The organism is Nannocystis bainbridge, from assembly GCF_028368995.1.
Taxonomy (GTDB): Bacteria; Myxococcota_A; Polyangia; order Nannocystales; family Nannocystaceae; genus Nannocystis; species Nannocystis bainbridge.
The window spans coordinates 1,608,064-1,630,518 of record NZ_JAQNDL010000002.1; the positions used below are offsets into that span (position 1 = coordinate 1,608,064).

Below are 22,455 nucleotides of genomic sequence, written 5' to 3' on the forward strand. Positions count from 1 at the left end.
CCTTACGCCTGGCGACGCCGATGTCGGGCATCAACCTCTCGCGCCCATCGCCACGACGTCACCCTGATACCGGACGTGCAGGTCCGCCGGGCTCCAGGTGTCAGCGCCGCGGCGTGATGCGCCAGCACTTGTGGATCTTCGGGCTGCGCGCGAAGTCCTTGGGGATCGTCGTCGCCGACAGGTCCTCGATGTCGAGGTCGGCGAGGGCCTCCTGGTCGAGGCGGAAGCGCCGGTAGTTGGTCGAGAAGATCAGCACCCCGTCGCGCTCGAGCAGGCGCACCGCGGACCGGATCAGCTCGACGTGGTCGCGCTGCACGTCGAGCACGCCCTCCATCCTCTTCGAGTTGGAGAACGTCGGCGGGTCGAGGAAGATGGCGCCGTAGCGGCGCAGCTCGCGGGCCATGAACTCGCGGCACTCGGCCTCGACGACCCGGTGCTGCGGCCCGCGCAGCCCGTTGAGCTCGAGGTTGCGGCGGGCCCACGCGCAGTACGTGGTCGAGAGGTCGACCGTGGTCGTCGACAGCGCCCCGGCCTTGCCGGCGTAGACCGAGGCCGTACCGGTGTACGCGAACAGGTTGAGGAACCGCTTGCCGCGGGCCACCTGGCCGACCAGCGCGCGGGTGTCGCGATGGTCGAGGAACAGCCCGGTGTCGAGGTAATCGGTGAGGTTGACGAGGAAGCGCCCTGGCCCCTCGCGCACCTCGATCAGGTCGCCGGCGTCGTCGCGGCGGCCGTACTGCCCGCCGCCCTTGGCCCGCTCGCGGCGCTTGCAGACCACCTGCGCCGCCGGCAGCTCGAGCGCGTCGGGGATCACGCGCAGCGCCTCGCGCAGGCGCGCCGCGGCCCGCACCGGATCGATCTCGGACGGCGCCGCGTACTCCTGGACCAGCGCCCAGTCGCGGTAGAGGTCGACCGCGACCGCGTACTCGGGGATGTCGGAGTCGTAGACCCGGAAGGCCTCGATCCCGTGGCGCGCGGCCCAGCTGCCGAGCTGCTTGCGGTTCTTCCGCAGCCGATTGAACAGCGCCTCGCCGCCCTCGCTGCGGGTGTACGTGCGCGGCGGCGGGGCCTCGCGCGGGATCTCGAAGCGCAGCAGGTTGACCGCGATCGCCCCGTTGTAGAGCACGTGGCGCCGCTCGGCCCGCAGCCCGATCGCGTGGCCGAGCTCGAGGTCGGGCGCCAGGATCGCCGCCTTCCAGCCGCCGAAGTGGTCGCGCAGGCGCGCGCCGAGCAGCTCGTAGAGCGCCGGCATGTCGGCCCGGACCCCGAGCCGCTCGCCGTACGGCGGGTTGGTGGCGACGAGGCCCGTGATCTTCGGGACATGTCCCGAAGGACCTGTCTCGGCAGACTTGACCTCACGAACATGTCCCGAAGGACCTGTCTCCGGGGCCACCAGCTCGGCGAGCTCGCGCCGCTCGACGCGGATCCGGCCGCCGAGGCCCGCGCGCGCCGCGTTGGCGATCGCCGCCTTGACCGCCGCCGGATCGCCGTCGTAGCCGAAGATCGGCGGCACCTTGTCGATCCCGATCGCCGCCCGCGCGCGCGCCTCGGTCAGCAATTCGTCCCACAGCGCCTTCTGGTGGCCACGCCAGCCGAGGAAGCCGAAGTACTCGCGGCCGAGCCCCGGCGCGCGGTCGCAGGCCATGTGGGCCGCCTCGATCAGCAGCGTGCCCGAGCCGCACATCGGATCGACCAGCAGCGCGCCCGCGGCCGCCAGCGCCGGCCAGCCCGCGCGCATCAGCAGGCCCGCCGCCAGGTTCTCTTTGATCGGCGCCTCGGCCCCTTCTTCGCGGTAGCCGCGACGGTGTAGGCCCTCGCCGGCGAGGTCGATCGAGATCACGGCCTCGTCGTGGGATGTCTCCTGGAACATGCCCTTGATGCCATGTCCCGCCGGCTTGCGCAGGTGCACGCTGACGCGCACGTCGGGCCGCTGCACCGCGACGTCGGGGCGCACGCCGCTGCCGGCATTGAACTGATCGACGATCGCGTCCTTGACCCGCTGCGCGCCGAAGCGGGTGTGCACGATCGCCGCGTTGGCGCCGGTGAAGTCGACCGCCATCGTCCCGCGCGCCGACATGTGCTGGCGCCAGTCGACCCGCTGCACCGTGGTGTAGAGCTCGTCGGCGTCGCGCGCCGGCCCCGTCGAGACCTCGAGCAGCACGCGCCCGGCCAGCCGCGACCACAGGCACGCGCGGTAGCCGATGACCAGCGGCCCGCGGAAATACACGCCCGCCGGTTGGAGCCGGATCGCCGTCGCACCGAGCGCGCGGAGCTCGTCGGCGAGCAGCTCGAGGAGGCCTTGCGGAGCGCTGGCGAAGAAGTTGTGCTCGTTCACGTGGCGCCCGGGCTATAGCGACTTTCGCGCGCGCACGCGAGTCTGCCCGCGCGTGCGTCGACTTGCACCGCGCGTGCGAGCTGACCCCGCGGACATCTGCTGCGGTGCGCCGTCTGCGACGTGGGCCACGCTCACACCCGTCTGCGACGGCGGCGGGCGCCCGCGAGCGCCAGCAGGCCCAACAGACCTGGCGCCAGCCGATCTTCCGATCCGCCGAGCGAGCAGGCGCCGTGCTGGCCGTAGCCTGGTGGCAAGGCGCCGCCGCCGGCCGAGCTCGGGCCCTCGCCGCCGGTCGACGACGACGCGTCGCCGCCGCTGCCGGGGATCCCGTCGGTGGTCGGCACCTCGCCGCCGCTCTCGTCCCCGCCCGTGCCCGTGCTGCCCTCGCTGTCCCCGCCGGTCCCGCCCTCGGGCGGGCACAGCGGATCGGCGGGATCGCCCTCGGGCGCGCATTGCGGGTCGTCGAGCATGTACACCGCCGAACCTGTCCCCTGGACCAGGAACGGCTCCGGCCGCACATCTGTCCCTTGGGGCATGGCCATGAGGTCAGCCAGAGCGATCGCCTGCGCCGTCGCCGGGTCGAACTGCCAGGCCGCCGCGACCTCGGCGCTGGCGATGAGGCGGCGGAACCCGGCGTCGACCAGCCACAGCGTCGGGTCGCCGGCGACCTGGACCAGCGCCGGCGCGCCCGCGATCGCCTGCCACTCGGGGATCGCGTTCAACGTCGGATCGTCGACCTTCGCCATCTGCCAGAACGTCGACAGCGACCACGCCTGCAGCGCCGCCGGGTCGGGCACGTGGCGGCGCACGCCCGGCGGCAGCGGCGGCGGCGGGCAGGCGAACTGGCGCGGGCTGCCGTCGAGCTGCGCCGGTCCGTCGCCGCCGAGATCGACCCCGTAGACGTAGACCGGGTGCGATGCGCCGTCGAGCAGGCTGCGCGGCAGCGGCGACGAGAACCCGTGCGCGCACGAGCCGATCGCCATGCACAGATCGTCGCGGTGCTGGTCGGCCGTCAGCGTCACCTCGACCGCGTTGGCGTCGCCGTGCGCCGCCAGGAAGCTGACGATCGCGTCGACCGGCGCGTCCTTCTGATCCGGATCCCAGGCCCAGCCCTGGATCCCCGCCGCGCAGTCGGCCGCGTCGAACGAGCCCGCGGCCGGCTGGTTCGGCGGCACCACGCACCCTCCTTGCGCCTGCAAGATCTCGATGTCGGCGCCGAAGTAGAAGCGGACGATGTCGACGACTTTGTAGCCCTTCGTGTTCTCGAGGCAGCGCGCGCCCCACTGCGACATGCAGCCGCGGTTCTGCCCGTAACCATTGGTCCCGAGGTTCTCCGGGAACACGAACCCGAGCGACGTCTGGTCGACGTCGTAGACCGTCTTGCCCTCGTTGAAGGTCACGTACTGCTCGGTGCCGGACACCGTCGGATTGTCGGTGTCGATGCAGCTCGCCGGCTGCTTGTTGTCGCCGGCGACGTAAAAGGCGTAGGTCAGCCAGCCGTTGTAGGACAGGTACTGCCCGGCCGTCGCCGCCACCGCGTCGTAGTGGACCTGCTGCGGCTCGGCCCCGCACGTGTACACCTGGCAGCCCTGGCCGTCGCAGATCTGGCCGTCGTTGAACATCGCGTAGTAGGCCACCGAGCGGGCCGCGATCGCCTGGGCCTTGAGCGCCTCGAGGTTGGCCCCGCCGTTCTCGCAGGTGATCACGTGCGGCAGGTAATCGGTCTCCATCGCCCGCGACACCCCCTCGACGACGATGTCGCAGTAGGCCCCGCCGAGCGGGACCGGCACCGCCGTCAGCGGCTCGGGCAGCGGCATCGCCCAGTCCTGCGGCGAAGTCATGCCGCGCGGGGCGCCTGACCTATCGGACAGGTCCGAAAGACCATCCGCGAGCTCGACGCGCTCGACCTCCGCGTCCGCCCGGGCGGGGTCACAGGCCGAGAGCGACAGCAGCACGAAGAGGGCGGCGCGGGGCATGAGAGACACCTCCAACTTTCGCATGATGCCCCGGGCAGTTTCGCGCCACAAGAGAACTCGAGGTGCCGTCGAGGCCCCATCGCGTGCGCGCATCGGTCCACCCGCGGACCTCGCACCTCGCCGACGCGCCGGCCCCAGCCGGCCCCGCGCGCGACCGCGGCCGCACGAGACGCGGAGCCTGACGCCGGCCGCAGCGAGGACGTGGAGCATCACCCGACCTGCAGTTCACGCGTCCGCAGTCCAGGCGCGATGACGGGAATGCTCCGCCTGCGCTACGGTTTCCTGGTCGCTGACGTGATGGTTGCGAACCGACGCGTGACATCGCCTTGGACCTGGCTCGCGCGCGCGCTGGGCCTCGGCGTGTTCGCGCTCGCCTGCGAGCCCGCCGATCCGTGCCAGCGCACCGGCGCCGGCGCGCTGTGCCTCGACCTCGCCAATGCACGGACCTACGGCTGGGGCCTTTCCACAGCCAGCCTCGCTGTCGCCGACCTCGACGCCGACGGCGTGCCCGACATCGTCGGCGCCGGTGACGCTCGCGGCACGGTGGGCGCGATGTGGGGCCGTCCCGGCGCACATGGCGTTCAGGACATGTTCGATGGGACATGGACATCCTGGTGGGTCGGCGCGCCCACGCGCGACCTCGTCGTCGCCGATCTCGACGGCGACGGCCGGCTCGACGTCGCCACCGCCCTGCCCGAGAGCGGTGAGATCGCGGTCCTGCGCGGCCGCGGCGGGCGCGAACTCGGCGAGCCGCAGCGGATCGCCGTCGACGCGGGCCCGCGCCGGCTCGTCGCCGCCGACCTCGACGGCGCGGGGCCGCCCGAGCTCGTGGTCGTCAACGAGACCGCCGGCACGCTGACGATCGTGCGCGACCTCGTCGCCGATCCGCCGCTCGCCGTCGGCCCCGGCGCGCGCGACCTGGCGGTCGCCGACCTCGACGGCGACGGTCACCGCGACGTCGCGGTCGCCGTCACCGAGGCCGGCGCGATCCAGGTTCTGCTCGGCGACGGGCACGGCGGTCTCGTGACCGGCCCTCGGCACGCCGTCGGCCTCGCGCCCACGGACATCGTCGCCGCCGATCTCGACGGCGACGGCGCGATCGATCTCGCCACCCTCGACGTGCTCGCCGACGACGTCACGATCCTCCACGGCGACGGCCGGGCTCGCCTGCGCGCGCGCACCCGCTGGCCCGTCGATCTCGATCCGGTCGACCTCGCGGTCTCGCCCGACTCTACCGGCCAGCCTGTCCTTTACGTCCTGTCCGAAGTGACAGGCAACGTCCAGCGCGTCGACCCGCGCCGCGGCGTGGTCCTGACCGCCAGCCCGCGCACCTCCCCGAGCCAGCTGCTCGTCGGCGATCTCGACGGCGACGGCCGCGACGCCCTCCTTTATGCTCGCGGCGGCGACGGCCTCGGCGAGCTGGCGCCCGAGCGCGGCCTGCGACTCGAAGCGCTGTGGCAGCGCGAGCGCACCGGCACCGCCTTCCCGGTCGACCTCGAGGCTGACGGCGTCGACGAGCTGCTCATCGATCTCGACGATCAGCCCGAGCCCGATCCGGCGACCGAGCCGTCGCGGGTCGTGGCGCTGGTCCGCGGACCCGAACCCCTCGACCTCGAGCTCGAGACCGGCCTCGCGGACGCGCTGCAGGGCGCCGTCGCGGCCGACTTCGACGGCGACGGACGCAACGACCTCGTGCTGTGGACGCGCAGCCATACGGCTGTCCTCCTGCGCCGCCCCGACGGCAGCTTCGCCCCCGGCGTGTCTGCCCCCTACTTCGGCGAGCCGGAGGAGCACGCCGTGGTGCGCGGCGGCGACCGGGCCCGGCTCGTGTTCGCCGGCCCGGGCGGCCTCTCTTTCCTGCACCTCGGCCCCGAGGGCGCGCTCGTCGTCGAAGCCGAGGTCTCGCTGCAAGGCCGCTTCAGAGGCCTCTCCACCATCGATCTCGCCGGCGACGGTCGCACCGACCTCGTGGTCCACGTGGCGGAGTCGCTGGTGTTGGTCGAGGGCCTCGATCCCGACGCGACGCGGGTGATCGAGCTGCCCGCGCTCGCCGACAGCCGCGCGCTCGTCCTCGTGCCTGGCGACCACGCGGGGCCCGACGCGCTGGTCTGCACCTCGGACGGCCTCGTCCACGCGCCCGACCTGTTCGGTCCTTCGCCTGGCGATACGACCCTGCTCGACCCCGATCGCTGCCAGCAGCTCGGCCTCTTCGATCTCGACGGCGACGGCCGACGCACCGAGGTCGTCAGCCTGCGCTCGTCGGCCCTGCTGGGCGACCTCGTGCGCGTCCACATGACGCCGTGGCAGCGCGACGACGGGGCCTGGCGCTCGCTCGCCCCGCGGACCGTCGTCCATGTCCAGGGCTCGCCGCGGCTGATCGCGCAGGACGGCGGTCGGATGGCCCTGCTGCGCAATACGACCGCGAGCGACATGGTCGCGGAGGACATGTCCTTCGGGCCAGCTCTCCTCGCCCGCCCGCGCGCACAGCTCGACGTCTTCAGCGACGCGACGCTCGGTGATTTCGACGGCGACGGCGCCCTCGACGTGTTCGTCCGCGTCGGTCGCCCCGGCAATACCGGCCGCCTCGGCTTCGCGTTCGGCGACGGCGACGGCGGCTTCGGCCCGACCGAGCTGCGCGGCGGCCCGGGGCGCGACGACCTGTTCTCTTATCGAGCCCGCGCTGTCCAGCTCGACGACGACGCCGGCGACGAGATCGTCCTGCTGGTCCATTCGCAGGATCAGACGCGCTCGCTGCTGGTCCGCCTCGATCTCGAGGGCGGCGAGCTGCGACGGCGTGACCTCCTGCAGATCCCCTCGTTCTGGCCTGCGGAGCTGCTGGTCGGCGATCTCGACGGCGACGGTCGGCGCGACCTCCTCGTCCTCGCTACCGTACCGGGTGGCGGGCCGGCCACCGGCGGCGGGCTGCTCCCACGCGCCGCCTTCCTGCGCAACCTGGACGGGGGGCTCGCCCCTGCTCGCTGGCAGGACCTCGACGGCATCGTCGGCTTCAACTCGCAGCTCGCCGATCTCGACGGCGACGGACGCCTCGACCTGTACTCGAACGGCCTCGGCATGCAGGTCGCGTTCGGCCGCGGCGACGGTCGTTTCGGGCCCATGCGGACGTGGAGTCCGCTCGCGCCCGACGAAATCGCCGTCGCCGATATCGACCGCGACGGCCGCCCCGACGTGCTCGCCGTCGTCTTCGACTACGACACCCCGCCCCCGCACAACCTGCAGGTCCTGCACCTGCGCGGCGGCGCCACGGCCGGCCCACCGCGGGCCATTTTCTCCGGCGGTCTCAGCGTCGACGTCGCCGACCTCGACGGCGACGGCGAGCTCGAAGTGCTCGTCGTCGACCTCGAAGGCGCCCTCCAGGTCGGCCATCACCGCGACGGCACGTTCCGCTTCGAACGCCACCCGCTGCCCGGCGCTCTCGGCTACGTCCGCGTGCGTGACCTCGACGGCGACGGTCTGCCCGACATCACGCTCCTCAGCTCCGCCGCGATCACCACCGTGAGACAATTGCCGTGACCGCCCGCCTCCTGACCCTCCTCCTCGTGTTGCTCGCCTGCGACCGCCTGCCCGAGCCGCACCTCGAGGGTCAGCACATCCGCCTCGGCGCCAGCCCAGGCCACGAGCCGTGCGCCGGCAACCTCGCCCACATGGATCGTTTCATCAGCCTCCTGGCCGCCGAGCTGGGCGTGACGCCGCCGACCGGCGACGACCGCTTCACCTTTTACTGGCTCGACCAGGACGACTTCCTCGACCTCTCGCCCTGCCCGCGCGAGGTCACCGCCTGCGCCGTCTTCGGCACCGTCTACTCGCGCGCCGCGATGCTCGACCACGAGTTGGTCCACCTGCTCGACTACGGCACCGCGACCTTCTTCGGCGAGGGCTTCGCCGTCGCCTACGAGGGCCTCGGCGCCGACGTCATGGGCGGACTGCCGCCCCGCGTCGGCCGCCGCGACATCTGGGGCTCGCTGCTCTCGGTCCTGTGGTTCGGCGTCGATTACGACGACGCTGGCGCCTTCGTCGCCTACCTCCTCGATCGCCACGGCCTCGCCAAATTCCAGGCCGCGCTGCCCCGGTTCCCGATGCTCGCCTCGCGCGCCGGCATCGATCGCGTGTTCCGCGAGCAGTTCGGCGTCTCGCTCGAGGACAGCGTCGCCGACTTCATGGACGGGCGCGAGGCTTGCCCGCACATCGCCTACGATCGCAAGCTGATGGAGTGCGACGTCCCGCGGATCGCCTGGGACGGCCGGCACCACGCCGAGTATCGCCGCCTCGCCGCCGACGAGCCCGACGCCGTCGGCCCGTTCGGCGCCTCCGACCTCATGGTGCTGCGCGGCATCGACATCCCGGAGGACGGCACCTACGACCTCGACATCATCGCCGACCTGCGCGCCGACTCCCGGCCGCCGTACACCCGGCCGACGCTCACTCTTGTCGGCTGCGGCGGCTGCGACGACGAGCCGGTCTTTCACGCGATCACGGGTCGGCAACGCGTCGAGCTGCGCGCCGGCCGTCACGCCCTGCGCCTGCACAGCTCCACCGCCGCCGACATCCGCGTCGCCTGGTCGATCACCCGCGTCGACGACACGAAGCCGCGCTGAACCTCGTGGCCCTCCAAGCCGGCTCGCGCGCCAGGTCGTTCCGAGCATGTCCCGAGGGACAGTACGAAATGTCTATCGAGACATGTCTATCGGAGCATGTCCGAATGGCCATGCGACCCGTCCCTCGTACCCGCGGCCAGGGTTCGTCGCGGCTCACGACGGCCGCGGCGTCTTCCTGACCCGCTCCGCCGCCTCGCGCTCCGCCCCGGTCGGCGCCCCGGTCTTGCGCGCGCACGCGTCGATCAGCGCCTGCGCGCGCTCGCGGGCGACCCCCGGCGTCGCCTCGCGGAACGCCCGCGCCTGACAGGCTGCGAAGCGCAGGTTGTCCGCGGCCAGGCAATGGGCCTGCGCCGGATCGAGCTCGACCCCCTTCATCACCGCCCACTTCTCCGCCTCCGCCGCGTCGCCCTGGACCCGCTGCTTCACGAACCCGTCGTAGGCCGCGCGCATCTCGGCGCAGCCGGTCTCGATGTCGGCCGGCAGCGTCCCCGGCACCGTCGCCGCCTCCTCGATAGCCGCCTCGATCGCCTGCGCGCGATCGGCCTCCACCTTCTGCTTCAGCCGGCGCATGTCCTCGCCCGCCTGCCTGGCCTCGGCCGCGGGGTCGCCCTGCTTCTCGAACGCCGCGGCGATGCTCTTCGCTTGCCCGCCCGCCGGCCCTTCACCGCAGGCGAGCAGCAGCGGCGCCCCCAGCAGGGCTGCCCACGGGTGCATTCGTCCAGGTACCATCGTGGCCTCCAGCTTCGTTGCAGGCGCAACCATGCCAGAGGTCCGGGGCCGCGCCAGCCGGCGGCGACGACTTCACTGGCCCGACGTGATTTGCAGCGTCGCCAGCGTGAGGTTGACGTAGTCGAGGTACAGCTTGAGCGCCCCGACGACCGCCAGGTTCTCGCGGCGACCGTGCGTCCGGTACATCTGCTTCACGCGCTGGCCGTCGTAGGCCACGAACCCGGCGAACACCACCGCCAGCAGCGCCTGCAGCAGCACGTGCAGGCCCGGCTGGCGCAGCGCCGCCGCGTCGAGGAACATCGCCACCAGCGCGCCGATGAGGCCGGTCGCCAGGGCCGCGCCCCACGGGCTGAGGTCGCGGCGGCTGTAGAAACCGACCAGCGATCCGGCGACGAACACCCCGGCGGCGACCCCGGCGGCCGTGCCGAGCTGCTCCGCCGACACCCGCGTCGCCGAGCCCAGCCACGCCAGCGCCGCGCCGAGCAGCACCGAGAACGTGAGGAACGCGACGCGCGCGACCGTCGGCGGCAACCGATGGAGACGCGCGCCGATCACCAGCACCGCCACCGCCATCGCCGGCCAGAACAACACCCGCAGCTCGCTCGCCTGGGCCAGCTCGAGCCGCGGCTCGCTGCTCAGCGCGATCGCCGTGGCCGCGCTCAGGCCGACTCCGGCGGCCATCCACGCGTAGACCGAATGCATGAATCGGCCCACGCCGGCGTGCAGGTCGATGCCCAGGGGATCGCGGAGCCGCTCCGACATCGGACCATCTGGCCACAAGCGGCCACCCCCGTCAACGCTGCGCGGCGCCCGACCTCGCCATGGCGCCCGCCCGGCGCTGCGGGCACACTGCCGGCATGTCCACCCGCCTTCGCGTGCTTGCGACCGGCCTCGGCCTCGGCCTCGTCGCCTGCAGTTCCAACCGCGTCACCGTCGGCGGCGGGCCCAGCTATCGCTACCCGCACCAGGAGGCCTACGGGCGGACGATGACCTGCCCCGACGTGCGCCTGCCGCCCCTGCGCGACGGCAACGTCTCGCCGGACGCCGCCCGCTGTTCGTACTCGGACGCCCAGGGATCGCGCGTCGTGCACGTCGGCGGCAAGGTCCTGACCGAGGCCGACGACCCCGCCGAGCCCGGCATCGGCGTCGCCGACGTCGAGGTCGGCATCCACCGCCTCGCCGGCGTCTCGCTCAACCTCGACAACCCGGGCACGAAGATCGCCCACGCGCGCACCGACGCCCAGGGCCGCTACAGCGTCTCCGGCACCTTCCCGCCCGGCAATTATGCCGCCATCGCCCGTCAGCCGCAGGACCAGCGCTTCCTCGCCTACCGCATGTTCGTCGTCGCCGAGTCCGCGATCGGCCGCATCGACGGGGTGATGATCACCATCCCGCTCGACCAGCGCCTGGGCCCGAGCGCCCCGGCGCCGTGACAGCGAGGCTGTCTCTCGGGACATGACCCCGAGACCAGCTCCGGTGCCGCGAGCCAGGCCCCGCGGCGCGCCGTCCTCCCCTGCCTCTTCCGACATGTCCGATGCGCCAGCCCAGGGTCCGGTCGCCCGCGGCGCCCAGATAAACAGTCCCTTTGGACATGTCTGATCCGCCAGGTCAGGGCCAGGTGCGGGCCCCCGAGCGCCCCGGGGATCTTCGCCCTGGCGCCCGCGGTCGTGGTCGTGCTCGCTCGCCGCGGTCGCGCGTGCAGCCCCCGCCGTCCGCGGGTCTCGCGCTCGCCCACCCTGCGGCAAGGGCAGGTTCGCGGGCGACGACCCCTCCGCTCCCCGGCGCGCCGAGGGTGATTTGCCGTCGTGCGTGACGACGCCCGCCCCTGCCGGCGGCAGTCCGCGCCCCGATGGTGCTACAACCTCCGGGTGACGGAACGCGGATCCGACCCCGGCAGCCCCGGCCTCGCGGCAGCAAGCGACACGGCGCTCGCCGAGCTCGCGCAGCGGTCCGCGGCGCTCGAGGGTCAGCCTGCCGAGTCCATCCTCGCCTGGGTGTTCGAGCGCTGGGCCGGCCTGCGGATCGGCCTCAGCTCCGCCTTTGGGCCCGAGGGGTGCGCCCTCATCCACCTCGCGCGCGCCGTCCGTCCCGACGTCCCGATCTACACCATCGACACCGGCTACCTGTTCGCCGAGACCCTCGCCGTGCGCGAGGCCTTCCGGGCCCAGGGCGCCGACATCCGCGTCGTCGAGCCGCTCGTCACCCTCCGCGCCCAGGCCGAGCGGCACGGCCCCGACCTGTTCGCCCGCGATCCCGACGCTTGTTGCGAGATCCGCAAGGTCGAGCCCATGCGCCGCGTCCTCGACCGGCTCGACGTCTGGATCACCGCCATCCGCCGCGACCAGGCCAGCACCCGCGCCGGCACCCCGATCCTCGGCACCGCGCGGCGGGCCGACGGCGGCCTGGTCATCAAGGTCGCGCCGCTGGTCGCGTGGACGCGCAAGGACACCTGGCGCTACCTCCTCGACCACGACGTCCCCTACAACCCGCTGCTCGACGCCGGCTACACCAGCATCGGCTGCGAGCCGTGCACCGCCCGCCCGCCGGGCGACGACGAGCGCGGCGGCCGGTGGTCGGGCACCGGCAAGACCGAGTGCGGGATCCACCACCTCTGACCCTGTCCTTCGGGGCATGCCCCTTCGAACCTGTCCCTGGCGACCTGTCCGAACGAACCTGTCCTTGATCACCTGCCCTTGAGGACCTGTCCTTATGCCCCTGCGCTTCGTCCACTGCTCCGACATCCACCTGCTCGAGCTGGCGGGCAACACCCCGCAGCGGTTCTTCAACAAGCGGCTGACGGGCGGCGTCAATTTGCTGCTCAACCGCAGCCGCAAGTACAGCGGCAGCATGTTCCAGGGGATCGTCGCCGCGGCCCAGGCGCACGGGGCCGAGCGGCTGGTGATCACCGGCGACCTGACCAACCTCGCGCTCCAGTCCGAGTTCGAGCACGTCCAGCGGGCCCTCGAGGCCGTGCCGATGCCGGTCACCGTCATCCCCGGCAACCATGACGCCTACACCCGCGGGTCGGTCCGCTCGCGCCGGTTCGAGCACTACATGTCCGCGTTCATGGAGGGCGAGCGCGAGCCCGACACCGACTACCCGTTCGTCCAGCGCCTCGGCGACGTGGCCCTGATCGGCCTGTCGACCGCGATCCCCTCGCTGCCGCTCTACGCCGTCGGCCGCGTCGGCGACGAGCAGCTGGCCCGGCTCGGCCGGTTCCTGGCCAAGCTGGGCGCCGAGGGCCTGGCGCGGGTGGTCCTCATCCATCACCCGGTGGTCCGCGGCGTGGCCAAGCCGCGCCACGATCTGCTCGACCTCGACGCCTTCGGGCGGGTGATCGCCGAGCACGGGGCGGAGCTGATCCTCCACGGCCACGAGCACCGGCGCATCGAGGGCGCGCTGCCCGGCCCCGGCGGCGTGGCGGTCCCGGTCCACGGCGTCGGCTCCGGCACCTATCTGTCACAAAAGCCAGGTCGTCACGGCGCCTACGTCCTTTACACCGTTCGACCGGGTCGCGTCACCCGCACGTACCACCGCTGGGACGGCCGCGATTTCGTCGCCGACGAGCCGGACGGCCCGGTGCTCGCCGGAACCGGCTCGCACTGACCGCGAACATCGTCTACATTCCCGGGCCATGTCCACCTTGCTCGAACACGGCCGCACCCACGACTGCGGCAGCTTGCGCGCCGCCGACGTCGGCGCCAGCGTGGTCCTCTTCGGATGGGTCCACCGCCGCCGCGACCTCGGCGCGCGGATCTTCGTCCAGCTCCGTGATCGCTTCGGCATCACCCAGGTCGTGTTCGGCAAGGACCTCGACGCCGACGCCTACGAGGCCGCCACCGCCCTGCGCGGCGAGTTCTGCGTCGCCGTCCAGGGCACCGTGATCGCCCGCGGCGACAACGCCAACGCCGCCATGGTGACCGGCGAGGTCGAGGTCAACGCCACCGCGCTGCAGGTGTTCTCGCCGGCCGACACCCTGCCCTTCAACGTCGCCGACGACGACAAGCTCGACGCCAGCGAGGCGCTGCGGCTGCGGCACCGTTACCTCGACCTGCGCCGGCCCAGCCTGCAGAAGAACTTCATCCTCCGCTCGCGCCTGGCCACGCTGACGCGCATCACCCTCGCCGAGCAGGGCTTCCTCGAGCTCGAGACGCCCTACATGGTCAAGTACACGCCGGGCGGCGCGCGCAACTTTCTGGTCCCGAGCCGACTGAACCCGGGGATGTTCTACGCGCTGGCCGAGTCGCCGCAGATCTTCAAGCAGCTGTTCATGGTCGCCGGCATGGACAAGTACTTCCAGATCTGCCGCTGCTTCCGCGACGAGGACCTGCGCAACGATCGTCAGCCCGAGTTCACCCAGATCGACGTCGAGATCAGCTTCGCCACGCCCGAGCGGGTGTACGCGCCGATCGAGCGCCTGATCCGCCGCGCCTGGAGCGAGGTCCTCGGCGTCACCCTGCCCGACCCGTTCCCGCGCATGACCTGGGCCGAGGCGATGGGCAAGTACGGCAGCGACAAGCCCGACCTCCGCTTCGGCCTCGAGTTCGTCGACATCACCGACCTGGCCCACAAGTCAGGCGCCAAGATCTTCGAGTCGGCCAGGCTGGTGAAGGCCATCGTCGTGCCGGCGGCCCACAGCGAGACGCTGTCGCGCGGCCGCATCGACAAGCTGACCGAGCTGGTCAAGAAGCGCGAGTCGGGCGGCGCCAAGGGCCTCGCGTGGGCCAAGGTGCAGGACGGCGGCGCCTGGAACTCACCGCTCACCAAGTTCGTCGGCCCCGAGTTCCAGGCCGAGATCAGCGCCCGCGCCGGCGCCGAGGCGGGCAGCGTGATCCTCGTCGTCGCCGACGAGCCGCACACCGTGCACGCCGCGCTCAACGCCCTGCGGCTCGAGCTGCGCGACAGCCTCGACCTCGTCAAGCACGCCGGCGGCGACCCGTGGCGGTTCGTGTGGGTCACCGACTTCCCGCTGTTCGAGAAGAGCGACCGCGGCTACGTCAGTTCGCACCACCCGTTCACCTCGCCGCGCCTCGATCAGCTCGCGCTGCTCGACTCGGACCCGAGCCAGGTGCTCGCGCAGGCCTACGACCTCGTGCTCAACGGCAACGAGGTCGGCGGCGGCTCGATCCGGATCCACCAGTCCGACGTGCAGGCCAAGATCTTCCAGGTGCTCGGCCTGTCCGAGGCGCAGATCCAGCAGAAGTTCGGCTTCCTGCTCGACGCCTTCCGCTACGGCCCGCCGCCCCACGGCGGCATCGCCCTCGGCCTCGACCGCCTCAGCATGTTGATGTGCGAGGCCCAGAGCCTGCGCGACGTCATCGCCTTCCCCAAGACGCAGAAGGGCACCGACCTGATGACCGGCTGCCCGAGCGGGGCCGACGACGCCCAGCTGGCCGAGCTCTACATCGGCCACCGCGACCTGCCCGCCACCCCCGAGAGCTGAGCCATGTCCGAGCTCGATCCGACCTCGCCGACCGCCCCGTCGGCGTCGCTGCGGGCGGCGGTGGCGGTGTTGGATGTCCCGAAGAACATGCCCCACAAGACAGCCCTGCACCTCCGCCTGGAGCAGCTGTCGCCGCGGCGGCGCGGCCTCCTGCGGGTCCTCGCGGCCCTGCTGTGCGCCACCTGCATGGTGCTCGGCTCGCCCGACTACAACCAGTGGTACCTCGGCTTCGTCGGCTGGGTGTTCTGGCTGGCGGCGATCGAGGGCCTGGCGCCCAAGCGGGCGTTCTGGCTCGGCTGGCTGTGCGGCACCGCGACCGTGTTCTTCGGCTTCTTCTGGCTGACCGAGCTGCTGATCCGCTTCGCCGACTTTCCGACCTGGGGCACGCTGCTGGTCCACTTCATCTTCGCCGCGTTCCAGGGCCTGCAGTGGGCCGTGCCGGCGGCCGCGCTCAACTGGCTGCGCCGCCGCACCGGCCGCGACGTGCTCCTGCTCGCGCCGCTGGTGTGGGTCGCTGGCGAGGCCGTCATGCCGCACATCTTCCCGTCGTACCTGGCGCTGATGTGGTGCTGGCAGCCGCTGTGGCTGCAGGTCGCCGAGATCGGCGGCGTCACGACGGTGGGCCTCGTCCAGCTGGCGATCAACGCCGGCCTCTACGCGGCGCTGCGCGACTGGCTGCTGGCGCGCTCGCTCAACCGCCGCGCGCTCGTGGTCTTCGCCGCGACCCTGATCGGCACGCCGATCTACGGCGCGGTCCGCATGGCCCAGATCGACGCCATGATCGCCCAGTCGCCCAAGCTCAAGATCGGCGTCGTCCAGGGCAACTTCGGCATCATGGAGTGGGGCAACCCGCGCATGAAGTTCCAGATCCTGCGCAAGGAGCAGCAGGAGTCGGCCCGCCTCGAGGCCGCGGGCGCCGAGGTCCTGTTGTGGGGCGAGACGGCCTACCCGTTCTCGTACGCGCTCCCGCGCGGCGACGGCTTCGACCTGCCGCAGGCCAACCCGCGCCGGGTCCGGCGCGACTTCACGGCGCCGCTGGTGTTCGGGGTCGTCACCGCCGACCGCAAGGTCAGCGAGTTCGCGTGGAACACCGCGCGCGTGCTCGAGGCCGACGGCCGCCTCGGCGACAACTACGACAAGGTCTATCCGCTGTGGTTCGGCGAGTACACGCCGCTCGTCGACCCGCACTGGTTCAAGGAGATGGTCCCCTCCGCCTCGCACATCAACCCGGGGCCGGGCCCGAAGGCCCTGCGCGTCCACACCGGCCCCGAGGGCCAGCACGAGTGGCGCCTCGGCCCGCTGATCTGCTACGAGGACATCCTGCCGCGGTTCGCCCGCGGGGTCGCGGCCGAGGGCATCCACGCGTTCGTCAACCTGACGAACGACTCGTGGTTCGGCAAGTCCAAGGAGCAGGACCAGCACATGGGCCTCGCGGTCCTGCGCACGATCGAGAACCGCCGCGCCCTGCTGCGCAGCGTCAACGCCGGCATCAGCGTCTACGTCGACCCGGCCGGCCGCGTGCTCGAGCGCATCGAGTCGACCAACCCCGACGAGGACGGCCCGCTGCCGGCCTCCGGCTTCGTCGCCGACGTGCCGATGATCGACCCCGATTACCGCACGCTCTACACCCGCACCGGCGAGCTGTTCAACGCGCTGGTGCTGCTCGGCCTGTGCGGCATCGGCCTCCGCGGCCGCCGCCGCGCCGCCTAGGCGGTAGGTGTCCGTTCGGACATGCCCTTGGCGGCATGTCCGAAGCGCCCTGTCGCTTCGGACATGCGCCTTCGAGCATGTCCCTCGATACACCTCACCGGCGCGCCTCGGCATGTCCTTCGACATATGCGCTGCCGCCCCGCACGCTGTCTTCGCCGCAGTGATCGCGCATGTCCTTCGAGACATGCGCGCCGGCGATCAGAAGCGGTAGCGCAGCACCCGGTGCATCCGGGCGATCCGCGGCCGCTTGGCCGCCCACGCCAGCACCTTGCCCTTGAGCCAGCCGAGCTTGGCGACGTCGGGCGAGCCGATCAGCGGCCACTCGTCCATCAGCTCGAGGCCGAACACGTGGCTCTCGAGCTCGTGCGGATCGTCGAGGCCCCACACCAGCTGCGCCCCGGTCTTGCGCAGGCTGCTGTGCAGGCCCTGGCTCCGCAGCGCGCGCGGGCTGAGGGCGTCGAACAGCACCTGACCCTCGGGGAAGCGGACCACGATCCGGCGCAGCAGGTCCTCGACCTCGGCCGCGCTCAGGTACGGCAGCAGCCCCTCGGCGACCACCAGGGTCGGTCGGTCGTCGGCGATCTGGCCCAACCACGTCGGCTCGGTGACCGAAACGCCGATCATCTCGACGTGCGGCTGCTCGGGGTAGAGCCGGCGGCGCGCCGCGATCACTTCGGGCAGGTCGACCTCGAACCACCGCACCGTCGGCGGCGGCGCGACCCGGATCACCCGGCTGTCGAGGCCGCAGCCGAGGTGCAGCACCGTCGCGTCCGGGTGGGCCTCCAGGTACTCGCGCGTCCACGCGTCGAGCTGCTTGGCCCGCACCGACGTGGTGAAGCGGTCGCCCTGGGCCGACTTCAGGCGCGCGAAGTCGTACGCGATGCTTTCCACCAACCGCTCCGCCGTCTCGTCGCGGAGGATCGGATCGGGCGAGCGGCTCTCGAGCGCGCGCGCATGGAGGGTGATGAGCAGCGTCTCCTGCACCCCCGAGAGCTCGATCTTCTCGGCGTTGGGCTGCGTCGCGGCCGGCGGTATCATGGCCGGCGATGATAGCCTTGGCTTGTTGTTCGCGCCGTAAGGCGTCCCTCACACTGCTTTTGACGGTGATTTCACGGGGGGCGGCGGCCGCACCTGGCAGCCCGACCCGAACCGGGCTGTGCCGGATGATGGTGGCGGCGTCGCGCAGAAGCTCGAACTCGTCGACATCGACGGCGACGGCTTCGTCGATCTCGCGGTCGCCAACAGCCGCGGCGACGCGCTCGGCAGCGACCTCGACGCGCAACCGAACGCCCTCGTGCACAACGAAGGCGGGCTCGGCTTCTCGCCGATGCCCGGCGCGTTTGACGAGCCCGACAACGCCTACGTGATCAAGGCCGGCGACCTGAACGGCGACGGCAAGCCCGACCTCGTGGTCGGCGTCGCCTACGGCGGCCCCAGCTATGTGCTCTTCAATTTCGAGGGCGCGTTCATTCGCCGTCCACCCCGTGCCCGCGCTGGCCAACAAGCAGATCAACAGCGCCTTCACCGTCCTCGATCTCGAGGCCGACGGCGACCTCGATCTCGTCACCTTGCAGGACGGCTTCGGCGGCGGTCGCAACACCGTGCTCGTCGGCGACGGCAGCGGCGGCTTCGTCGACAACCCGGGCGCCTACTGGGCCTTCGTCGACAATCCGCCGCGCCTCGACTTCGACGCCGACAGCCTCGACTTCGACAACGACGGCACCCCTGATGTCGTCGTGCTCGGCCCGCAGCAGAACCCCGGCGAGGTCCACGCTCGCCTGCTGCGCAACGACGGCAGCTCGCTGGTCCCGACCGCCCCCGACGGCGCCGCGTTCACGCCGGGCCCCGAGCTCGCCGCCAGCTTCGGCGTCGCCGTCGCCGACTTCGATCACGACCTCCGGCCCGACCTCGCGGTCGCCGTGCGCGACCCCGAGGCCACCAACGCCGTCCTGTTCGCCGGCCCCGACGTGCCCGAAGACATCACGCCGCCGCGGGTCGGCATGCTCGCTCCGCTGCCTGACGTCGTCGAGCCCGGCAGCGAGGTGCGGGTGCGCGTCCGCGTCGACGACGGGCGCACCCCGGCGCGCTGGCACGATTTCTTTCACGACCTCGCGCTGCCGACCTACAACCTGGTCCACAGCCTCGGCATCGCCCACCTGCGGCGCCTGCCGTACGTCGAGTTCGCCTTCGATCTCGAAGATCCCGCGCTGCTCGACGCGATGCCCGACGCCGGCCCCTTCAAGCACATCGTCCCCGGCGAGTGGTACGGCGAGTCGTTGTGGCGGATCCGCTTCAGCGTGGATCCGCAGTGGAGCGTCGACCACGAGTTCTTCGTCTGGCGCGTGTGTGCCATCGACGCCGCCGGCTCTCGCGGCTGCAGCGCGGCCGCGCAGGCGACCCTCGCCGACGCGCCGGTGAACGAGTGCGGCAACGGCGTGCTCGATCGCGGCGAGGCGTGCGACGACGCCCTCGATCCGCTGTGCGACGGTTGCAAGCTGACCTGCGGCGACGGCCTGTGCATCGCCCCCGAGGACCCCGGCAACTGCCCCGAAGATTGCCCCGGCTGCGACGACGACGGCACCTGCGAGCCCGGCGAGGACGCGACCTGCTGCGACTGCATGAACTGCGGCGTGTGTGGCGACGGCGTCTGTCAGACGAACCTCGAGACCGCGATCGACTGCGCCGAGGACTGCAGCGCCTGCGGCGACGGCATCTGCGACACCCTGGAGGACGGGACCACCTGCGCCCTCGACTGCTTCGTGTGCGGCGACGGCATCTGCCAGGGCGCCGAGTCGCTCGACGACTGCCCGTGGGACTGCTCGATCTGCGGCGACTGCGTGTGCCACGGCAACGAGGACCCCGACAACTGCTGGTTCGACTGCGGCGAAGGTTGCGGCGAGCCGACCCACGGCGCCTGGTGCGGCGACAACTTCTGCGAACCGTCGGAGATGGGCTCGTGCATCGAGGACTGCGGCGCTTGCGGCGACGGGGTCTGCAACCCCGGCGAGCGCGATGCTTGCCCCGAGGACTGCGGCGTGTGCGGCGACTGCGTCTGCGACCCCGCCGAGACGCCTGGCCTCTGCCCGGAGGACTGCACCGGCATGTGCGGCGGCGACGGCTCGGCCACCACCGGCCCCGAACCCGACGCGGTCGACGACGGCCTGGCCTGCAGCTGCCGCGACACGCCCTCCGGCGCCGGCGGCCTGGCGTTCGGCCTCACGCTCTTGCTCGCCCGCCGGCGCCGAGGTGATCGTTCGGACATGTCGTGAGGGACATGTCCGTTTCGCCATGAACGATCGTGCCTGGTCGGGTCGCTGGCGCAGCGACGGTTCGGCCGATGTGGTATGCTCTTCGGCGATGACCAGGAAGCTCGCGTTGCTGGGAGTGCTGGTGTCCGGTTGCGGCGGCGCCGCGGCGACGACCGACGATGCGACGAGTGCGTCCTCGACCGCGACGGGCTCGACCTCCTCGACCTCGACCGCCAACACCCCGACGTCCGCGAGCACGACGGAGGACTCGACCGCGCCGACCGCCGGCGATTCGATGAACTTCGCGGTGGGGCTCGATCTCCCCCAGCCTGGTGTCGCCTGCGATCCGTGGCAGGACGACTGCCCCGCCGGTCTCAAGTGCAAGCCGTACGCGGAGGGCCTCGGCCCGTGGACCGACGCCAGCTGCGTCCCGATCGCCGACCCGTCGACGCCGACTGGCGAGGCCTGCCTGGAGGCCGAGTGGTCGGTGGTCGACACCTGCGAGCGCGGCGCGGTGTGCCACGGGTACCTCGGCGACCAGGAGGAGGGCCGACGCTGCCAGGAGGTGTGTGCCGGCTCGCCCGCCGATCCGAGCTGTTCTGACGCATGCTCGTTCTGCACGATGAACGGCACGGTCGCCGGCGTGTGCATGCTGCGCTGCGATCCGCGGAGCCCGAGCTGTCCCGCAGGTCAGCGGTGCCTCATCGAGCCGACGCTGCCGCGCTTCGCCTGCGGGCCCGGCGGGGAGCTGAGCGCTGCCGGCGAGCCCTGCGTGTCCCCGGATTACTGCAAAGAGGGCACCGCCTGCGTCGACGCGGCGCTGGTACCGGGCTGCGTCGAGGCGCAGTGCTGCGCGCCGGTCTGCGACCTCGCGGGCGCCGACGCGTGCCCGACCGCGCTGCCCGGCACGACCTGCGCACCCTGGCCGGTGAGCGGCCCGGAGTTCGAGGGCGAGTGCCTGCCGCCGGACCTGGGCCTGTGCTCGGCGATGTAGCCCGCGCTCCCGCGACCCGCGGCCGCGCCGCTCGAGACTCTCATGTCGGTAAGGACATGTCCCACGGAGCATGTCCTCGAGCACAGGCTCCAAAGAACATGTCCTTCCGTACAGCGCCCTCGGTCGAGCTCACGCACCGCCTACGCGCCGCCTCAGAAGCGCACCACCAGCCCGCCCGCCCGCGCCTGCACGCGGGTGCGGCCGCGGACCGCCCCGGCGATCAGCGCCGCCACGCCGGCCGTCAATAACGCGCCGGTCAGAATCCCGCCGACCAGCGCCATCCGGTTGGCGCGCAGGCCCTCCGCCACCAGCTCGGTCTTGGCCCGCTCACGGGCCGCGTCGCTGCCGCACGGATCGAGCGGGTCGTCGCCCTGGCACGGCCGGGCCGTCACGTCCTTCAGGTCCGCGTCCGCGGCGCGACCGGTCAGCCCGCCGGCCAGCGCCACCACCCCGGCGACCACCGCCGCCCCGCCGAGCCCGGCCGCCGCCAGGCCGGCCTTGCGGTCGAAGCCGCGGCGCGCCGCAGCGAAACGCGGCGGTGGGCGCGGGCCCTCCGGCGCGGCTGAACTTTGGTACATGGCCGAAAGTTCAGCCCGTCGCCCCTCGACGCCGACGCGGTTCTCGTCGTCGGTCGGGTCGAGCCCCCCGAGGTAAGCGTCGAGCGCCGCGATCCCGGCGTGCAGCCGCGCCGGATCGCCCGACTCGCGGAACGCCGCCTCCTCCGCGTCCGCGATCGCCAGGGCCGCGGTCGCGCGCCGCGGCGCGTGGCCGAACCCGCCCGGCAGCGCGAGGAACGCCCGCCGCCACAGCGCGATCGCCCCGTCGCGATCACCAGCGGCCAGCCGGGCCTGGGCCGCCGCCGACAGCGCCGCCGCCTCGTCGACCCCGTCCTGCCCCGCTCGCGGCGCGGCGCTGGCGACCCCGGCGGCCTCGTCGACCCCGGCCCGCGGGGAGGTCCCGGCGTCGCTCGCTCCCTGCCCCGTCGCGGGCGCCGCGGCGCCGCTGGATGTCTCTGGAGACATGTCCGAAGGGACCTGCGCCGCCCCCTGCACCGGCGCCGCCGCCACCGCCAGCCCGAGCCACGCCGCCAGCGCGCCCCGGCGGACGGACGGCGCTGCGCCGAAACGTGACCTGTCCCTCGGGACACATGAACGATCCCCCGCAGCCGCCGACGCGTGGGGTGCTTGGTCTTCCGACCTGTCTCTCCGACCAGGCGCCGGGACCCCACCCCGCCCGACCGGCCCGGTCGCGCCGCTCCGGACGGCGGCCGCGTCGGCGCGCGCGGGCGCCCGGACGACGGCAGCGGGGATCGCGGCAGGCACGTCGTTCGGATGGTAGACCAGCCCTCCTGCGGGACAAGGGCCGGCGGGCCGCGGGGCGCGTTGAAGCCCGGGGCAGTTTCCGGGA

General features: G+C 72.5%; 15 protein-coding genes and 1 pseudogene. 10 read left to right on the top strand and 6 right to left on the bottom strand.

Annotated features, from left to right (window positions below; translation table 11 throughout):
* Window positions 1-100: 100 nt before the first annotated feature.
* Together rlmKL and POL25_RS24025 are read right to left on the bottom strand one after the other, a co-directional pair.
* Window positions 101-2,335, bottom strand: coding sequence for a bifunctional 23S rRNA (guanine(2069)-N(7))-methyltransferase RlmK/23S rRNA (guanine(2445)-N(2))-methyltransferase RlmL (gene rlmKL / locus POL25_RS24020; protein ID WP_272088483.1), 2,235 nt, complete (start codon window positions 2,333-2,335; stop codon window positions 101-103).
* 131 nt (window positions 2,336-2,466) lie between these two features.
* Window positions 2,467-4,311, bottom strand: a complete 1,845-nt coding sequence (locus tag POL25_RS24025) for a SpoIID/LytB domain-containing protein (protein WP_272088484.1) — start codon at window positions 4,309-4,311, stop codon at window positions 2,467-2,469.
* Between the two features lie 315 nt (window positions 4,312-4,626).
* On the opposite strand from POL25_RS24025, the gene POL25_RS24030 reads away from it, so the two are divergent.
* Window positions 4,627-7,842: an FG-GAP-like repeat-containing protein gene (locus tag POL25_RS24030; protein ID WP_272088485.1), complete on the top strand. Its 3,216-nt coding sequence runs from the start codon at window positions 4,627-4,629 to the stop codon at window positions 7,840-7,842.
* Complete coding sequence (locus tag POL25_RS24035; RefSeq protein ID WP_272088486.1) at window positions 7,839-8,924, top strand: hypothetical protein; 1,086 nt, start codon at window positions 7,839-7,841, stop codon at window positions 8,922-8,924. The genes POL25_RS24030 and POL25_RS24035 overlap by 4 nt, the downstream gene beginning before the upstream one ends.
* Before the next feature lie 153 nt (window positions 8,925-9,077).
* On the opposite strand, the gene POL25_RS24040 is transcribed toward POL25_RS24035, so the two are convergent.
* Both POL25_RS24040 and POL25_RS24045 read right to left on the bottom strand, forming a co-directional pair.
* Window positions 9,078-9,653, bottom strand: coding sequence for a hypothetical protein (locus POL25_RS24040; protein WP_272088487.1), 576 nt, complete (start codon window positions 9,651-9,653; stop codon window positions 9,078-9,080).
* A 72-nt stretch (window positions 9,654-9,725) separates the two neighbouring features.
* Window positions 9,726-10,415: a Bax inhibitor-1/YccA family protein gene (locus tag POL25_RS24045; RefSeq protein WP_272088488.1), complete on the bottom strand. Its 690-nt coding sequence runs from the start codon at window positions 10,413-10,415 to the stop codon at window positions 9,726-9,728.
* A gap of 95 nt (window positions 10,416-10,510) precedes the next feature.
* Between POL25_RS24045 and POL25_RS24050 the strand changes: the two genes are divergently transcribed.
* From POL25_RS24050 to lnt, 5 genes are all read left to right on the top strand, one after another.
* Complete coding sequence (locus POL25_RS24050; RefSeq protein WP_272088489.1) at window positions 10,511-11,086, top strand: hypothetical protein; 576 nt, start codon at window positions 10,511-10,513, stop codon at window positions 11,084-11,086.
* A 435-nt stretch (window positions 11,087-11,521) separates the two neighbouring features.
* Window positions 11,522-12,268 carry a phosphoadenylyl-sulfate reductase gene (locus POL25_RS24055; protein ID WP_272088490.1) on the top strand — a complete coding sequence of 249 codons (747 nt, stop codon included), beginning with the start codon at window positions 11,522-11,524 and terminating at the stop codon, window positions 12,266-12,268.
* A 94-nt stretch (window positions 12,269-12,362) separates the two neighbouring features.
* A complete protein-coding gene (locus tag POL25_RS24060; protein WP_272088491.1) occupies window positions 12,363-13,259 on the top strand; it encodes a metallophosphoesterase family protein in 897 nt (298 codons plus the stop codon).
* 28 nt (window positions 13,260-13,287) lie between these two features.
* A complete protein-coding gene (aspS, locus tag POL25_RS24065) occupies window positions 13,288-15,096 on the top strand; it encodes an aspartate--tRNA ligase (protein ID WP_272088492.1) in 1,809 nt (602 codons plus the stop codon).
* 3 nt (window positions 15,097-15,099) lie between these two features.
* Window positions 15,100-16,806, top strand: coding sequence for an apolipoprotein N-acyltransferase (lnt, locus tag POL25_RS24070; RefSeq protein ID WP_272088493.1), 1,707 nt, complete (start codon window positions 15,100-15,102; stop codon window positions 16,804-16,806).
* A gap of 198 nt (window positions 16,807-17,004) precedes the next feature.
* Here the strand turns inward: lnt and POL25_RS24075 are convergent, their stop codons facing one another.
* Window positions 17,005-17,844 carry a class I SAM-dependent methyltransferase gene (locus POL25_RS24075; protein ID WP_272088494.1) on the bottom strand — a complete coding sequence of 280 codons (840 nt, stop codon included), beginning with the start codon at window positions 17,842-17,844 and terminating at the stop codon, window positions 17,005-17,007.
* 118 nt (window positions 17,845-17,962) lie between these two features.
* Here POL25_RS24075 and POL25_RS44975 point away from each other — a divergent pair.
* From POL25_RS44975 to POL25_RS24085, 3 genes and pseudogenes are all read left to right on the top strand, one after another.
* A pseudogene (locus POL25_RS44975) lies at window positions 17,963-18,241 on the top strand (FG-GAP repeat domain-containing protein); the annotation flags it as partial.
* A gap of 49 nt (window positions 18,242-18,290) precedes the next feature.
* Window positions 18,291-20,075 (top strand): FG-GAP repeat domain-containing protein, encoded by a 1,785-nt coding sequence (locus tag POL25_RS24080; RefSeq protein ID WP_272088495.1) that lies wholly within the window; start codon window positions 18,291-18,293, stop codon window positions 20,073-20,075.
* An 88-nt stretch (window positions 20,076-20,163) separates the two neighbouring features.
* Window positions 20,164-21,048: a hypothetical protein gene (locus POL25_RS24085; RefSeq protein ID WP_272088496.1), complete on the top strand. Its 885-nt coding sequence runs from the start codon at window positions 20,164-20,166 to the stop codon at window positions 21,046-21,048.
* 152 nt (window positions 21,049-21,200) lie between these two features.
* On the opposite strand, the gene POL25_RS24090 is transcribed toward POL25_RS24085, so the two are convergent.
* Window positions 21,201-22,070 carry a hypothetical protein gene (locus POL25_RS24090; protein ID WP_272088497.1) on the bottom strand — a complete coding sequence of 290 codons (870 nt, stop codon included), beginning with the start codon at window positions 22,068-22,070 and terminating at the stop codon, window positions 21,201-21,203.
* Between the last annotated feature and the right edge of the window lie 385 nt (window positions 22,071-22,455).

Coding starts and splice junctions, on each gene's coding strand:
- POL25_RS24025 (WP_272088484.1), bottom strand. CDS start 4,311: ATGCCCCGCGCCGCCCTCTTCGTGCTGCTGTCGCTCTCGGCCTGTGAC.
- POL25_RS24040 (WP_272088487.1), bottom strand. CDS start 9,653: ATGGTACCTGGACGAATGCACCCGTGGGCAGCCCTGCTGGGGGCGCCG.
- POL25_RS24045 (WP_272088488.1), bottom strand. CDS start 10,415: ATGTCGGAGCGGCTCCGCGATCCCCTGGGCATCGACCTGCACGCCGGC.
- POL25_RS24050 (WP_272088489.1), top strand. CDS start 10,511: ATGTCCACCCGCCTTCGCGTGCTTGCGACCGGCCTCGGCCTCGGCCTC.
- POL25_RS24060 (WP_272088491.1), top strand. CDS start 12,363: ATGCCCCTGCGCTTCGTCCACTGCTCCGACATCCACCTGCTCGAGCTG.
- aspS (WP_272088492.1), top strand. CDS start 13,288: ATGTCCACCTTGCTCGAACACGGCCGCACCCACGACTGCGGCAGCTTG.
- lnt (WP_272088493.1), top strand. CDS start 15,100: ATGTCCGAGCTCGATCCGACCTCGCCGACCGCCCCGTCGGCGTCGCTG.
- POL25_RS24075 (WP_272088494.1), bottom strand. CDS start 17,844: ATGATACCGCCGGCCGCGACGCAGCCCAACGCCGAGAAGATCGAGCTC.
- POL25_RS24085 (WP_272088496.1), top strand. CDS start 20,164: ATGACCAGGAAGCTCGCGTTGCTGGGAGTGCTGGTGTCCGGTTGCGGC.
- POL25_RS24090 (WP_272088497.1), bottom strand. CDS start 22,070: ATGTCTCCAGAGACATCCAGCGGCGCCGCGGCGCCCGCGACGGGGCAG.